Origin of the sequence: Pseudodesulfovibrio sp. lm2024, assembly GCF_051175575.1 — a bacterium.
Lineage (GTDB): Bacteria > Desulfobacterota > Desulfovibrionia > Desulfovibrionales > Desulfovibrionaceae > Pseudodesulfovibrio > Pseudodesulfovibrio caledoniensis.
Genome location: NZ_CP195092.1, coordinates 2,181,434 through 2,195,656 on the forward strand (window position 1 = coordinate 2,181,434; position 14,223 = coordinate 2,195,656).

The 14,223-nt window shown below is 65.6% G+C and carries 12 protein-coding genes and 1 tRNA gene; 9 read left to right on the top strand and 4 right to left on the bottom strand.

What is annotated here, in order from left to right; all coding sequences use genetic code 11:
* The gene (locus ACR42D_RS10255; RefSeq protein WP_484566716.1) at positions 1 to 1,482 is read right to left on the bottom strand and encodes an efflux transporter outer membrane subunit; all 1,482 of its coding nucleotides are present in this window, start codon (positions 1,480 to 1,482) and stop codon (positions 1 to 3) included.
* A gap of 147 nt (positions 1,483 to 1,629) precedes the next feature.
* Here ACR42D_RS10255 and ACR42D_RS10260 point away from each other — a divergent pair, with 147 nt between their 5' ends.
* The 5 genes from ACR42D_RS10260 to mdoH all read left to right on the top strand — a co-directional run bounded on the left by ACR42D_RS10260 (position 1,630) and on the right by mdoH (position 8,038).
* Positions 1,630 to 2,328 carry a response regulator gene (locus ACR42D_RS10260; protein WP_484566717.1) on the top strand — a complete coding sequence of 233 codons (699 nt, stop codon included), beginning with the start codon at positions 1,630 to 1,632 and terminating at the stop codon, positions 2,326 to 2,328.
* Complete coding sequence (locus ACR42D_RS10265) at positions 2,325 to 3,701, top strand: HAMP domain-containing sensor histidine kinase (RefSeq protein WP_484566718.1); 1,377 nt, start codon at positions 2,325 to 2,327, stop codon at positions 3,699 to 3,701. The genes ACR42D_RS10260 and ACR42D_RS10265 overlap by 4 nt, the downstream gene beginning before the upstream one ends.
* Before the next feature lie 275 nt (positions 3,702 to 3,976).
* Positions 3,977 to 5,578, top strand: a complete 1,602-nt coding sequence (locus ACR42D_RS10270; RefSeq protein ID WP_484566719.1) for an OpgD/OpgG family glucan biosynthesis protein — start codon at positions 3,977 to 3,979, stop codon at positions 5,576 to 5,578.
* A complete protein-coding gene (locus tag ACR42D_RS10275; protein ID WP_484566720.1) occupies positions 5,562 to 5,933 on the top strand; it encodes a hypothetical protein in 372 nt (123 codons plus the stop codon). Before ACR42D_RS10270 ends, ACR42D_RS10275 begins: the two co-directional genes overlap by 17 nt.
* 8 nt (positions 5,934 to 5,941) lie before the next feature.
* On the top strand, positions 5,942 to 8,038 hold the full coding sequence (mdoH, locus tag ACR42D_RS10280; protein ID WP_484566721.1) for a glucans biosynthesis glucosyltransferase MdoH: 2,097 nt from the start codon (positions 5,942 to 5,944) through the stop codon (positions 8,036 to 8,038).
* Between the two features lie 248 nt (positions 8,039 to 8,286).
* Here mdoH and ACR42D_RS10285 read toward each other — a convergent pair.
* A tRNA-Lys gene (locus tag ACR42D_RS10285) sits at positions 8,287 to 8,362 on the bottom strand.
* Between the two features lie 98 nt (positions 8,363 to 8,460).
* Here ACR42D_RS10285 and ACR42D_RS10290 point away from each other — a divergent pair.
* Both ACR42D_RS10290 and ACR42D_RS10295 read left to right on the top strand, forming a co-directional pair.
* Positions 8,461 to 10,293 carry a protein-disulfide reductase DsbD family protein gene (locus ACR42D_RS10290; protein ID WP_484566722.1) on the top strand — a complete coding sequence of 611 codons (1,833 nt, stop codon included), beginning with the start codon at positions 8,461 to 8,463 and terminating at the stop codon, positions 10,291 to 10,293.
* A gap of 28 nt (positions 10,294 to 10,321) precedes the next feature.
* Complete coding sequence (locus tag ACR42D_RS10295) at positions 10,322 to 11,518, top strand: iron-containing alcohol dehydrogenase (RefSeq protein ID WP_484566723.1); 1,197 nt, start codon at positions 10,322 to 10,324, stop codon at positions 11,516 to 11,518.
* A 51-nt stretch (positions 11,519 to 11,569) separates the two neighbouring features.
* Here ACR42D_RS10295 and ACR42D_RS10300 read toward each other — a convergent pair whose 3' ends face one another.
* The gene (locus tag ACR42D_RS10300) at positions 11,570 to 11,959 is read right to left on the bottom strand and encodes a hypothetical protein (protein ID WP_484566724.1); all 390 of its coding nucleotides are present in this window, start codon (positions 11,957 to 11,959) and stop codon (positions 11,570 to 11,572) included.
* A gap of 90 nt (positions 11,960 to 12,049) precedes the next feature.
* On the bottom strand, positions 12,050 to 13,273 hold the full coding sequence (locus tag ACR42D_RS10305) for a M24 family metallopeptidase (protein WP_484566725.1): 1,224 nt from the start codon (positions 13,271 to 13,273) through the stop codon (positions 12,050 to 12,052).
* 85 nt (positions 13,274 to 13,358) lie between these two features.
* Here ACR42D_RS10305 and ACR42D_RS10310 point away from each other — a divergent pair, with 85 nt between their 5' ends.
* Positions 13,359 to 13,778, top strand: a complete 420-nt coding sequence (locus ACR42D_RS10310; RefSeq protein ID WP_484566726.1) for a CoA-binding protein — start codon at positions 13,359 to 13,361, stop codon at positions 13,776 to 13,778.
* A complete protein-coding gene (locus ACR42D_RS10315) occupies positions 13,775 to 14,212 on the top strand; it encodes a YkgJ family cysteine cluster protein (protein ID WP_484566727.1) in 438 nt (145 codons plus the stop codon). Before ACR42D_RS10310 ends, ACR42D_RS10315 begins: the two co-directional genes overlap by 4 nt.
* Positions 14,213 to 14,223: the final 11 nt, after the last annotated feature.

Below are 14,223 nucleotides of genomic sequence, written 5' to 3' on the forward strand. Positions count from 1 at the left end.
TTACCCCCTGATTCCAGGATTTATGTCATGAGATTCAATAATTGCGTCATCGGCGGCCGCCTGGTCCGCCGCTGCGGTCGGGTCGGTCAGGGAGTCTGTCCAGGTCCCGCCCAGGGCGCGGTACAGGGCCACGCGGTAGAGCATCAGGTTGGTCCGCTCCGTGGCCATGGTCACCTCCAGGTCCTGCACGGACATCAGCGCGCTCAGGACCGGGAGATAGTCGTCCAGTCCCTGGGCGTAGCGGGACACGGCCTCGCGCAGGCTGACGCGGGAGGCCTCGAGCTGCGCCGAGAGCGCCTCAAGGTACCGCTTCTGCCACGTCTCCTCGGTCAGGGCGTCCTCCACTTCCTTGAAGGCGGTGTACACGGTGGACTTGTAGGCGGCGAGCCGCTCGTCGACCACGGCCCGGGCCTTGTCCACCTCGGCTTTACGGTAGCCGCCGTCGAAGATGGGCCCGGCCACGACTCCGGCCAGGGTCAGTATCCAGTTGTCGAACAGGGTGCCGAGCTGGGCGCCGGAGAACTGGCCGGTCCCGGCCATGGTCAGGGAAGGCAGCCGGTCGGCCCTGGCCGCGGCTACGCCCCAGTCCGCCGAAGACAGGGCCAGCCCGGCGGAGCGCACGTCGGGCCGATTGGCCAGTAGGTCGGCGGGCAGCCCCAGGCCGGGCAACGCCTCGGGCTCCGGCACCTCGGCGTCGGCCACGGTCACGGCCCCGGCGGGCTTGCCCATGAGCAGGGCCAGTTCGTTGAGCAGCAACTGTTCCTGCGACTTGACCGGCGGCAGCAACGCCTTGACCTTGGCCAGGTTCTGGCGCTGCTGGTAGACGTCCAGGGCCGTGGAGATGGAGTTGCGGAAACGCAGTTCGATGAGTTCCAGGTAGGTCTGGTTGGTCTTGATCTGCTCCTCTATGATCCGCTCCTTGCGCCGCTGGGACTGGATCTCCAGCCAGCGGGAGACCACCTCCCCGGCCACGGTCATGGCCGAGGCGCTCAGGTCCTCGCGTGAGGCCTGGTAGTCGAGCTGTCCGCCCTTGGCCTTGGCCTCGACTCGGCCCCACAGGTCGAGTTCGTACCCGGCCTCCAGCCCGATGGAATGGGTCTCGTCGGTGATCGTGCCGCCCCTGGCTCCCTTGGTATGGGACCGGGTGTGCTTGTAGTCGCCGGTGGCGTCCAGGGTCGGGTACTTGTCCGCCGAGGACTGGACGGCCACGGCCCCGGTCTGGCGCAGCCTGGCCCAGGCCTGTTCCAGATCGAAATTTGCGGCCAGGGCGGTCTCCACCATGTGGTTCAGCTCGTCGTTGCCCAGGCTCTCCCACCACTTGCCGGTCTCGGCGGGCTGGTCGGAATAGAGGGTGTACGCCGCGGGCAGCGGGGCCGCGTCGTCAACGCGGGCGTCCGGCCTGAAGGGGGAGCAGGCGGCCAGGAGCACTGCCAGGAGGGTGATCGCCGCCGGAGCGGCCGCCGTTATGAGTTTGCCTTTCACATTGTTCTCCATGGATGGTTTCACTGGACTCGAACCTACTGGAAAAACATGGGAGAAGTGTTGGGGGGATGATAAAAGTTGTTAAAGATTGTAAAAGGCGGCTTGGGAACCTTTTCATTTCGTTCGACATGCGGGTAAGGGGACATCATGAAGAACAACGGCCCGGTGCTGATCATCGACGACGACCAGAAGCTGCGCGAACTGGTGGTGGAATACCTGGAGGAATACGACTACTCCACGGCCACCCTGCCCTCGGGCGCGGGGGCGGCGGAGACCATCCGCTCACTCAACCCGAGCGTCATCATCCTGGACGTGATGATGCCGGGCAGGGACGGGCTCGAGGTCCTGCGCGACATCCGCGCCGAATTCGCCACCCCGGTGATCATGCTCACGGCCAAGGGAGAGGACACGGACCGCATCGTCGGGCTCGAACTCGGGGCCGACGACTACATGGCCAAGCCGTTCAATCCACGCGAGTTGCTGGCCCGGATCAAGGCCGTGCTCCGGCGGGTGGAGGCCTGCGGGGAACGCAAGGCGGGTGCCGAGACCGTGCGCGCGGGCGGGCTCGTCCTGAATCTCTCCCGGCAGGTCCTTACAGTCGACCGCGACGAACTCGAACTGTCCCCCACCGAATTCCGTCTGCTCAAGGCGCTGATGGCCCACGCGGACCACGCCCTGACCCGCGACGAACTCATGGACATGGTCTGGGACAAGGACTTCGCGGCCTACGACCGGTCCATCGACGTGCACATCTCCAAGCTGCGCTCCCAGCTCAAACCGTACCCGGACCACGCGAAAAGGATCAGGACGGTCTGGGGCACGGGCTACATGTTCGTGGGTGAATGATGAAAGTCAGCCGGTTGTACCTCAAGATTCTCGTGGCCTTCATCCTGGTCCAGGCCGTGGCCATCGCGGCCATCGGCGGTCTGCTCAAGATGGGCCACATGCGCCCGCCCTTCGCCCGGCACGCCCTGGACCGCAGCGAGGCGCTGCAACAGATCATCGGCATGGAGATCGACGGAGCGGACAGGCTCACCCCGGAGCTGCGCTCCCGCCTGGACCGCCTCCTCGACGTATACGCCAACGCCTTCAACGGCGAGGCGTGGATCACCAACGAGCGCGGCGAAACCGTGGCCCGGTCCTTCACCACCCCGCCCCTGACCGGCGAGGAGGAGCTGAGCCTCAAGCTGACCACGGCCAAGGGCGACCACATCTACTTCGTACGCAAGGGCGACCAGGGGTCCATCTACGGCTACGGGCCGCTAAAAACGCCCATGGGCACCCTGACCGTGCACCTGCTCAACGCGTGGATCACCCACAACGAAGAGGTCTGGTTCATGGAGGGGCTGGCGCTCATGGCCACGGTGGCCGCCCTGCTGCTCATACCGGTGTCCAGGCGCATCACCTGGCCGATGGTCCAGATGACCGAATCCGCGCAACAGCTCGCCCGGGGCGACTTCTCCCCCAGGGTGGAGGCCCGGCGCAAGGACGAGATGGGCACCCTGGCCCGGACCTTCAACCACATGGCCAGCAGTCTGGAGAAGATGGTCCGGGGCGGGCGCGAGCTGACCGCCAACCTGTCCCACGAGCTGCGCTCCCCCCTGGCGCGCATCCGCATCTCCCAGCAGATCGTCCGCGAACGGCTGGAGGCGGGCCGCACGGACGGCGTGGAAAAGCACGTCCACCGCATGGAAGAGGAAATCGACCACATGGACTCCCTCATCGACCAGATCATCAGGCTGTCCAAGTTCGACCTCCAGGAGCCCCCGCCGCGCGACGACGAGGTCGACATGGGCGAGATGCTCGAAGCGGCGGCCGACCGGGCCAGAACGCTCATCGGCGGGCGGAGCGTCCGGCTCCTTCCGCAGCTTGATCCCGTGCCGCCCTACAAATGCCGCAGGCAGGACATGCGCATCGTCCTGGACAACGTCCTGTCCAACGCGGTCAAGTACTCCCCGGACAACGGCCCGGTGGACATCCGTTGCGCCTTTGACGGCGAGGCCCTGACCATCACGGTGACCAACGCCTACCAGCCCCTGACCGAGACGGAGCTGGAGGCCGTGTTCTCGCCGTTCAGGCGGCTGGGCTACGACAAGGTGGAAGGCAACGGGCTCGGCCTGGCCTTTGCCCGCAAGATCGTCGAGGACCACAACGGGACCATACGGGCCGAAAGCGTGGCCGAGGGATTTCGCATCACCATCCGGCTGCCGCTGGCCTGATGATCCGCAAGACGCCGGCCCGGCCTCGCCGCGAGTATCCATCCCTTTTGCCATAGACATATCCTATGGTTTCCTTCAGGCACGGCTGTCGTTTACAATTCGTTTTTTGACACGCCCGCTGACAACACCTTGAATATCCAGAAAAAAAACACCTTGTGCAAATACGCGTTTCAAAATTGATATAACGATTGGCATCGCGTACTGTCTTTTTTCTTTGAAGCCCGGTACATGCTCTGGCCGGAAACAAATAAAAAAGCGAAGACGCATCAACAACCATGTCGAATATCACACGTTCGCCGAAGCGCGCGCTCCGGCGCATACTGCTCCTGCTCCCGGTCCTGGCCCTGCTCGTCCAGGCATTTCCGGGGACCTTGCACGCGGAACCCGCAAAGCCCGAAGAACCCGAGGGATTCACCCGCCAGGTGGTGGTGGACAAGGCCCGGCTATTGAGCCAGGCCCCGTTCAATCCGGCCCTGGGCGAGGTGCCCCAAGCCCTGCTCGACTTGAGCGATAACGCCTGGGGCGACATCACCTACCGTCCGGAAAAGACCCTGTGGGCAAAGGACAAGCTGCCCTTCCAGGTGCAGTTCTTCCACCCCGGCATGCTCTACGACCGGCTGGTGGCCATCAACATAGTGGACAAGGGCGCGGCCGTGCCGGTGCCCTTTGACCTGGCCATGTTCGACTACGGCAACAACCACACCCTGCCCGAGCAGATTCCGCCGCAATTCGGATTCGCCGGATTCCGCATCGACAGTCCCGGCGACGGGTCCAAGGGGTCCCGGGAGATCGCTTCCTTCCTGGGCGCGAGCTATTTCCAGGCCGTGGCCGACGGCCAGGCCTACGGCCTGTCGGCCCGAGGGCTGGCCGTGGACACGGCCCTGCCCGACGGCGAGGAGTTCCCCTATTTCAAGGAATTCTGGATCGAGAAACCGGCCAAGAAGAATCCGAGCCTGACCGTGCACGCCCTGCTGGACAGCAAGAGCCTGACCGGGGCGTACACCTTCGTCATCAAGGGCGGCAAGACCACCTCCATGGACGTCACCGCCACCCTGTTCCTGCGCGCGCCCGTGACCAAGATCGGCATCGCCCCGCTGACCAGCATGTTCCTGTTCGGCGAGAACACCGACGAGCGCAAGGTCCGCGACTTCCGGCCCGAGGTGCACGACTCCGACGGCCTGCTGATCAAGAACGACTCGGGCGAGTGGTTCTGGCGCCCCCTGGACAACCCCGAGAACCTGGACATCAACGCCTTCCAGGCGGACAACGTGCGCGGCTTCGGCCTTGTCCAGCGGGACAGGGAGTTCAACCACTACCAGGACCTGGAGGCGGCCTACGAACGCCGCCCGACCCTGTGGGTGGAGCCTGTCGGCGACTGGGGATTCGGCCATGTGGAACTGATCAACATCCCCACGGACAAGGAGATCCACGACAACATCGTGGCCTTCTGGAGCCCCAGGGACGATCTGCCCGTGGGCGTGCCCCAAACCTACGAGTACAAGCTGCAGTGGAACGACGGCGGGTTCACCCACCCGCCCCTGGGCTATGTGGAGGCCACCCGCGCCGGGGACGCCGGGAACGGCGGCCAGCGTTTCGTCATCGATTTCAAGAGCAAGGCCCTGAACCTGCTGCTGCCCCCCTCCAAGGTGGAGGGCGTGGTCACCTGCGGCAAGGGCGCGGTCGTGTCCGAGCAGCTGGTGGAAAAGAACGAGCACACCGGCGGCTGGCGGCTGTCCTTCGTGGTCCGGCCCGATCAGGCCCCCTCGGCCCTGGAAAAGGTCCTGCCCAAGCGCAAGCCGCCCGTCGACCTGCGCGCGTTCCTCAAAATCAACGACACCACCCTGACGGAAACCTGGAACTATGCCTATCGCCCCTGACCACAGCCGGGAAACGGACGCTTCGCGCGAGCGGACCGCCCGCTGCCTGCTCAGCTATGCGGAACAGCTCCCCCTGACCACGGAGGAGCGCCTTGAGCTGGTCCTCGCGGCCCTACGCAAGCTGCCCGCCGGGGCCACCCCGGAGCAGGGGCTGGACGCGCTGCTCACTCTGCTGCCTGCCCATGAACCGTCATCGTTTCCGCCGGACCATCCGCGCGTCGAGCGCAGCCACATGCCCGGCCAGTACCTGGGCCGCCCGCGCTCCGGCCTGAGCGGCTTCCTGGCCCAATGGGGCTGGCTGGCCGTGGTCGGCCTGCTGCTGGCCCTGACGCTTTTGCTGAACATCTCCCAGTGAGGCCCCTGATGCAACGCGATCCCCGCGACTCCCGCCTGCAGTTCTCCACCGGAAAACGGCGGCTGATCCTGACCCTGCTCATCCTGATCCCGTCGGCCCTGGCCAGCGCCTATGTGGGTTCCGTCCTGCCCGAAAAGGGGTCCACCCCGCTGGAGCTGGCCATCATCATCGTCTACTCCATCCTGTTCGCCTGGATATCCGTGGGCTTCTGGACCGCCATCATGGGCTGGTTCACGATCATGCGCCGCTATGACCGGTTCGCCACCAGCCACGCCCTGTCCGAACCGCTGGAGCCGGGCGAGAAGCCGCGCACGGCCGTGCTCTTCCCCATCTGCAACGAGGACACCCCCCGAGTCATGGCCGGGGTCAAGACCACCTATCTCTCCCTCAAGGAAACGCCGGGCGCGGACCAGTTCGACATCCACATCCTGAGCGACTCGGGCGGCGCTGACAAATGGATGGAGGAGGAGGCCGCCTGGGCCGCCCTGGTGGAGGAATTGGGCGCGCAGAACCGCATTTTCTACCGCAACCGCAAGGTCAATCTGAAACGCAAGAGCGGCAACGTGGCCGACTTCTGCCGCCGCCACGGCAAGGACTACAAATACATGGCCGTGTTCGACGCGGACAGCGTCATGCGCGGCGACACCCTGAACAAGATGGTCCACATCATGGAGCGGCGGCCCAAGATCGGCATATTGCAGACCGCGCCCGCCTGCTTCGGCCGGGACACCCTGCTCGGCAGGCTGCAACAGTTCGCCAACCGCGCCTACGGGCCCATGTTCGCGGCAGGCCTGCATTTCTGGCAGCTGGGCGACGCCCAGTACTGGGGCCACAACGCGCTCATCCGCGTGGAGCCGTTCATGCGCCATTGCGGCCTGCCCAGGCTTTCGGGCAAGCCGCCGCTGGGCGGCGATATCCTCAGCCACGATTTCGTGGAGGCCGCGCTCATGCGCCGCGCCGGATTCGAGGTCTGGCTGGCCTTCGACCTGACCGGCAGCTGGGAGGAATGCCCGCCCAACCTGCTCTCCGAACTCAAGCGCGACCGCCGCTGGTGCCAGGGCAACCTGCAGCACCTGCGCCTGCTGTTCACCGAAGGGCTCTTCCCGGCCCACCGGGTGCTCTTCCTCAACGGGGCCATGAGCTACGCCTCGGCCCTGCTGTGGTTCCTGTTCCTGATGCTCTCCTCGGTCGAGGCCGTGATCCAGGCCCTGGTCGGACCCAACTATTTCACGGCCACACGCTCCCTGTTCCCGGCCTGGCCCGTGTGGCAGCCCCTGTGGGCCCTGGTCCTGCTGGCCACCACGGGCGTGCTCCTGTTCTTCCCCAAGATCCTGAGCTACCTCCTGATCGTCTTCAAGACGCGCAACTCCAAACTATTCGGCGGCCCGCTGCGGCTGATGGGCAGCATCGTCCTGGAGGTCGCCTTCTCGGCCCTGCTGGCCCCCATCCGCATGCTCTTCCACAGCAAGTTCGTGTGCATCACCCTGCTCGGGCGCAAGATCGGCTGGGGCTCGCAACAGCGCGACGACCGGGCGACCACCTGGGGCGAGGCGCTGCGCTTCCACGGCACCGGTGTGCTGTTCGGCCTGATCTGGGGCGGCATCGTCCTGCTCTACGCCCCGCGCTTCTTCTGGTGGATCGCGCCCATCGTCCTGCCCATCGTCTTCTCCATGCCCCTGTCGGTCCTGACCAGCAGCGACGGGCCGGGCCGCTGGCTGCGCGAAAAGCGGCTGCTGCTCATCCCGGAGGAAACCTTCCCGGACCGGGAGATCCGGGACGTGGTCCGCTACACCGCCGAGATGGAGGCCACGCCCGTGCCGCTCGACCTGCCGCGCGAGTCGGGCTTCCTGCGCGCCCTGCTCGACCCGGGCGTCAACGGCCTGCGCCGCGCCCTGCTCATGCGCCACAAGCGCAACCCCGGCGAAGCCGCCCGCGCCCGCAACGAGCGCATCGTGGAAAAGCTGCTGGAACAAGGCCCCAAGTCGCTGTCCGCAGGCGAAAAGCAATGCCTGCTGCGCGCCCCGGACGCCCTCCTGGAGGTCCACACCCGCGCCTGGACCGCCGACGGCGACTCCGTGCGCAAGGCGTGGCTGAAACGGGCTTGACCGATTTTGGACCGGATATCCCCCGGTCCGTTCCTCAATCAAATATCATCTCATTGACCTGACGCCGGGGTGGGGTAAGATGGATCTGCGCAGGAAAGACCGTTCGCTCCCTTGGGCTGCGCGGGACCGGCAACGTTCAACCACCGATACAGCGACGAGAAATACGATGACCGCAACCGCCGCCTTTTCACCGACCAAAAACCAAAAACGAAAAACCCCGTCATTTCTGACGGGGTGTGTTTTTCGAGTGGTGGGTCACCAAGGAATCGAACCTTGAACCTCCGGATTAAGAGTCCGCTGCTCTGCCAATTGAGCTAGTGACCCACTCGGCCGTGGCGTTGTTCGTCACGACGGAGAGATAACTATAAGTCGGACCCGGAAAAGTCAACCACAAATTTTCACTTTTTTCACATAGGACCTAAATGCCCATAAACAAGCTGCTTTTCGCCCTGCTCCTGAGTGCCCTCCTGCTCCTGCCCGTACGGCCCGCAAACGCCTTGGTGCAGCTGTCTTCCCTGGCCATGAAGACTTCGGTGGCCCCCTTTGCCGTGGCTCCGGACGCCATGGGGCCGGGTACGCCCGGCGGCACGCTGCTGGCCCTGACCATGCACATCGACAAGGAATGGTACGCCTATTCCAACATCCCGGGCGAGACCGGCAAGCCCACGCGGCTGACCGCCACGGCCGCCGACGGGACCGCGTTGTCCGTGTTCTACCCTCGGGGCAAGGAAAAGCCGGACAGCTACGATCCGACCGTGACCATTTTCGCCTACCTGGACGGGACCAGCCTCTTCGTCCTGGTGCCCGACGGCCTGGACAAACCGTTCCCGGTGAGCCTGACCCTGGACCTGCTCCTGTGCCACCCGACCAAGTGCGTCCCGGCGCGGGTGGAGAGCGCCTTCGGCCAGGCCGGGCTGGACACGGCCGGGCTGCCACAGGCTACCGCGCAGCCTTGGTGGGACGGGTTTCTGGCCATGGCCCACGGCAAGGCGCACCCGCAGGCGGCGCTGAATGAGGCCGAGGCGGGCGAGGCCGTCGTGGACTGGCAGTTCACCCCCACCTATTTCCAGCCCGGGCTCGAGGTCGGCGGCCTGCTCTCGGCCATCCTCATGGGGCTGCTGGCCGGGCTCATCCTCAACGTCATGCCGTGCGTCCTGCCCGTGGTCAGCCTGAAACTCTCCTCCCTGCTCGGGGCCGGGGCCGAGCACGACCCCCACGAGCGCATCCGGGCCTTTCGGCAGCACAACGTCTTCTTCGTGCTCGGGGTGCTGACGTTCTTCCTGTTCCTGGCCGCGATCCTGGGGGCCACGGGCTCGGCCTGGGGCGCGCTCTTCCAGAACCGCTGGCTGGTCATCGCCATGGCCGTGGTCATGGGCGCGCTGGCCTTGAGCCTGTTCGGCCTGTTCCACCTGCCGGTCATCGACCTCAAGTTCGGGGCCGGGCACAAGGACCCGCGCAAGCAGGCGTTCTTCACCGGCATGCTGACCACCCTGCTGGCCACCCCGTGCAGCGGCCCGTTCCTGGGCGGCGTGCTCGGCTGGGCGCTCATCCAGGGGCCGGTGGTCATCGCCACAGTCTTCTTCTCCATCGGTCTGGGCATGGCCTCGCCTTATATATTGATGATCATCAGCCCCGGCCTGTCGCGCTTCCTGCCCCGGTCCGGGCCGTGGATCGGGTACGTGGAAAAGGGCATCGCCTTCTTTTTGCTCGGCACGGCCTTCTACCTGGCGGGCATCGCCCTGGGCGGCGCGAGCCTGCGCATCCTGGCCCCGCTGTGGGTCATCCTGTTCGGTGGCTGGCTGTGGGTCCGCTCGCGGACGGCGGGCCAGGGCGTCCAGCTCATCCTGCGCGTGTCCATGCTCGCGCTCCTGGCCGCCACCGTGTACTGGACCACGCCCATGCAGGCCGAGGCCGACCCGTGGGAGCAGTTCGACCCGGCCGTCCTGAATCGCGACCTGGGCAGCGAAAACATCCTTCTGGACTTCACCGCCGACTGGTGCCCCACCTGCAAGGTGCTCGAGGCCACGGTCCTGACAAAAGGAAATGTGACCGCCTGGAAGGAGCGCTACAACGTCCGCTTCATCAAGGTGGACATGACCAAGCGCGATCCCGAGACCGAGGCCCTGCTGGCCGCCCTGGGCAGCCGCAGCCTGCCCACCGCCGCGGTGTTCCGCATAAACGGCCGCGAGACCCCGGTGGTCATCCGCGATCTGTACACCGCCGACCAGCTTGAAAAGCTGCTGAAATCCCTATAGGTAACCGAAAAAAAAGAGGAGACGTTCCGTGCTCGATTTCCAATACTACATGCCCACCCGCATCATCTTCGGCCCCGACAGCCTCGACAAGCTGGGCGAGACCCCGCATCTGCCGCGCGGCGACAAGGCCATGATCGTCATCGGCAAGTCCGGCGTGATGATCGAACAGGGCTACCTGGCCCGAGTCCAGTCCCTGCTCTCCAAGCAGGACGTCCAGACCATCGTCTACGACCGCATCAAGCCCAACCCCGAATCCGACGCCGTGGACGAGGCGGCGGCCGTCTGCCGCAAGATGGGCGTCAAGTTCGTGGTCGGCCTGGGCGGCGGGTCCACCTTGGACTCGGCCAAGGCCATCGCCGCCATGGCCACCAACCCGGGCAAGTACTGGGACTACATGCAGGCCGGTTCGGGCGGCGGCCAGATCCCGGAGAACGAGCCCCTGCCCATCGTGGCCATCCCGACCACGGCGGGCACCGGCACCGAGGCCGACCCGTGGACGGTCATCACCAAGTCGGGCACGGATGCGCGCGAAAAGATCGGCTGGGGCTATGACGGGACCTTCCCGGCCCTGTCCATCGTGGACCCCAGACTGATGCTCTCCGTGCCGCCGAGGCAGACCGCCTACACCGGCATGGACGCTTTTTTCCACGCCACCGAGGCGTACCTGGCCACCTGCCGCCAGCCCGCCAGCGACGCGCTCGCCCTGGAGGCCGTACACCTCATCAGCCACACCCTGCCCCAGGCCGTGGCCGAGGGCGACAACCTGGAGGCGCGGACCGTCATGGCCTGGGCTTCCACCGCCGCCGGGCTGTGCGAAACCTACTCCTCGTGCATCTCCCAGCACTCCCTGGAGCACGCCCTGTCCGCCTTCCACCCCGACCTGCCCCACGGGGCCGGTCTGGTGCTCCTGTCCAAGGCGTATTTCGGCTTCCTGGCCGCACGCGGCGAGGAGCGGTTGGCCGATCTGGCCCTGGCCATGGGCGACACCCTGGCCGAGGACCTGGACGAGGATGTGGCCGGCGTGGCCTTCCTGGACGCCCTGGACACGCTCATCACCGAGGTCGGCCTGTCCGACGAGAAGCTGTCCGACTACGGCGTGACCCGCGAGGAGATTCCGGCCCTGGCCGAAAACGCCCTGGCCGTCATGGGCGAGCTCTTCGAGGTCACCCCGGTGGACATGGACGTGGACGACGTCATCGCCATTTTCGAGGCGGCCTACGAGTAGCCCGGCGACCTTCTGTTCAAACGGAAAAGGCTCCCTTTCGGGAGCCTTTTTTCATTCCTGCGTATGCGGTTCGCGGAGAAGCCACTCCTTGGCCTCCACCTGATTGCTAAAGCTCTTGTAGGAGGCGGAGCGGTTGACCAGGGCGGTTTCCACCATCCGGCTGTTCTCCGGGTTGTGCGGGTTGGACAGGACGGCCAGGCGCAGGCCGAGCTTGGCCGCGCCCTTCTCCTCCATGAAGTTGGCGAAGGTGATGATGTCCAGTGACGAGAGGTTAAGGCGGAAGGTCCGGTTGTCCACGAGCACCTTTGTCCGGCGCGCCTCGCGGGCCCTGGACAAGAGCTTCAGCCCCCACTCGATGAAGGTCTCGGCGTCCAAGACCTCGCCGTCGGTGATGCACAGGAGGTATTCGTCCGTGGACGTGAATATCTGCGAGTAGGCCATGTTCCCCTCTCAGGCTTCGGACCGTACCGGGTCTAATTCACACTCCTTAAGTATACTATATTTGAGGGGAACCGTCCATCGGGGCGTCCGCTATTCCACGGGAACCATGTCGTATTCGTCGCCCGAAATGCAACGGCAGCCATCGGCCGTGATCTCGAAGGTGTTCTCCACGCCGACCATGGACACCCCGCGAATGCCCTGCTTGGGCTCCAGGGCGAGGACCATGCCCTGCTCCAGCGGCTGGGTGAATCCCTTGGCGATAGGCGGGAACTCGTCGATGGTCAGGCCGATGCCGTGGCCCACGAACGGAACCTGGTTCTCGTCCAGCCCCATGAAGCCCTCGGAGTAGCCCCGGCGTTCGGCCTCGTCCAGGCAGTGCAGATAGAGTTCCTCCGGGGACACGCCCGGCTTGGCCGTGGCACACAGCCAGTCCTGCAGTTCGATGCAGAAGTCGTGGGCCCGGCGGATGTCGTCGGGAATGGACGAATCCGGCCCGGCGAAGTAGGCCTGGGTCTTGTCCGTGTGGTAGCCTTCCAGCTGGAAGCCGATGTCGAGCATGAGCGGCTCGCCCGGCTCCCAGATCTTGTTCACGTTGCCCATCAGGGCCGAGGCCGGATGCTCGCCGCGCAGCCCGAGCGGGCCGTTGAACCCACTGGGGTAGTTGCCGGAATCACCGGCGGACACGTGGCCGAGGAAGGCCTCCTCGTCGTGGGCCTGCATGCGCAGGATGCCCATGTGCCCTTGGCTGAAAAAGGTCTCCCACGCCTTGTGGGCGATCTCGCGCTCGGTCATGCCGGGGCGGATCATGGTCGGCAGGATGTCGTGCAGGCAGCGGTGGTGCTTCTCGCCGCAGCGGCGCAGGATGTCCAGCTCGAACTCGGACTTGACCATCTTGGCCAGGGCCACGGCGTGGTCGCCGGGCACGATGGTAAAGTCCTTGAGCTTGGCGGCCAGCATGGTCCCGAGCTGCCAGGTCAGCCCGGCCATGACCGCAGCCAGGATCGGGGTGAAGGGACTGCCCGCGTCCGCGCACAGGACCGGAAGCTCCGAATAGGATTTGAACGGCAGGATGTGTTTGATCCCCGCCTCCAGCCGGGCGCGGTTGACGCCCTTGCGGATGAGCAGCACGGGCTCGCCGGAAAGCGGCAGCCAGAGCACGCCTTGGCCGTAGGTGCCGGTCAGGTAGTAGATATTCAGCCGGGAAAAGACCAGAATACCGCCCGCTTTCGGGGCGACGGACTGCAGATGGCGCCGGACCAAGTCCTGGCGGCGCTGGAGTTCCTCTTCGGGGACGCGGGCGATGGCTTCGAACATGGGGGCTCCTTCGGGGGATATATCGACTAGGCAACCGGAAGGCTTTGCTGTACAACGGCCTTCTCACTCAACGAGGTATCGAGCAATGCTGATCGACATGAAAGAGCTAGCCCCCCTGCTGCGCGAGGTCAAGACCATCGCCGTGGTCGGGGCGGTGGACAAGCCGGGCCGCCCCGTGGACATGGTCGGCCGGGCCCTCATCGACATGGGCTTCACCGTCATCCCGGTGCACCCCAAGCGCACCGACGTCTGGGGGCTGGACACCTGCCCGTCCCTGGGCGACATCCCGGTGGCCGTGGACTTGGTCGACGTGTTCCGGGCCCCGCAGTTCTGTCCGGACCACGCCCGCGAGGTCCTGGCCATGGACCCGCTGCCCAGGATTTTCTGGATGCAGTCCGGCATCACCAGCCCCGAGGCCCGCGAGATACTGGCCGACAGCGGGATCAAGGTGGTCGAGGATCGCTGCACCAAGGTCGAGATGCAGGCCATGGGGATCGGACGATGACCGAAACCGCTTTCGACTGCCGCATGTGCGGCCACTGTTGCCAGGGCGAGGGCGGCATCGTCATGACCGCCAAGGACCGCGAGCGACTGGCCGCGTTCCTTGAGATCGCCGTGGACGAACTGGTCGACCGCTACGCCCACACGCGCGGCGGCAAGATCCACCTCAACGTGGGCGAGGACCAGTTCTGCATATTCTACAAACAAGGGTGCGGCGTGCACCCCGGCCGCCCCGACATCTGCCGCGCCTGGCCCTATTTCCGGGGCAATCTCATCGACGAGACCAGCTGGGAGATGATCCAGGAATACTGTCCCGGCGTGAATCCGAAAGCCGGGCACGCGGAGTTCGTCCGCCAGGGCCGCGCCTATTTGCGTGAGCACGACCTTTTGCGCTATGATCCCGACTCGTCTCCCAACGCATTGATTTCCGACGAATAACCAAGGACGCT

Coding starts and splice junctions, on each gene's coding strand:
- ACR42D_RS10315 (WP_484566727.1), top strand. CDS start 13,775: ATGACCGAAACCGCTTTCGACTGCCGCATGTGCGGCCACTGTTGCCAG.
- ACR42D_RS10310 (WP_484566726.1), top strand. CDS start 13,359: ATGCTGATCGACATGAAAGAGCTAGCCCCCCTGCTGCGCGAGGTCAAG.
- mdoH (WP_484566721.1), top strand. CDS start 5,942: ATGCAACGCGATCCCCGCGACTCCCGCCTGCAGTTCTCCACCGGAAAA.
- ACR42D_RS10300 (WP_484566724.1), bottom strand. CDS start 11,959: ATGGCCTACTCGCAGATATTCACGTCCACGGACGAATACCTCCTGTGC.
- ACR42D_RS10270 (WP_484566719.1), top strand. CDS start 3,977: ATGTCGAATATCACACGTTCGCCGAAGCGCGCGCTCCGGCGCATACTG.
- ACR42D_RS10305 (WP_484566725.1), bottom strand. CDS start 13,273: ATGTTCGAAGCCATCGCCCGCGTCCCCGAAGAGGAACTCCAGCGCCGC.
- ACR42D_RS10275 (WP_484566720.1), top strand. CDS start 5,562: ATGCCTATCGCCCCTGACCACAGCCGGGAAACGGACGCTTCGCGCGAG.
- ACR42D_RS10260 (WP_484566717.1), top strand. CDS start 1,630: ATGAAGAACAACGGCCCGGTGCTGATCATCGACGACGACCAGAAGCTG.
- ACR42D_RS10265 (WP_484566718.1), top strand. CDS start 2,325: ATGATGAAAGTCAGCCGGTTGTACCTCAAGATTCTCGTGGCCTTCATC.
- ACR42D_RS10290 (WP_484566722.1), top strand. CDS start 8,461: ATGCCCATAAACAAGCTGCTTTTCGCCCTGCTCCTGAGTGCCCTCCTG.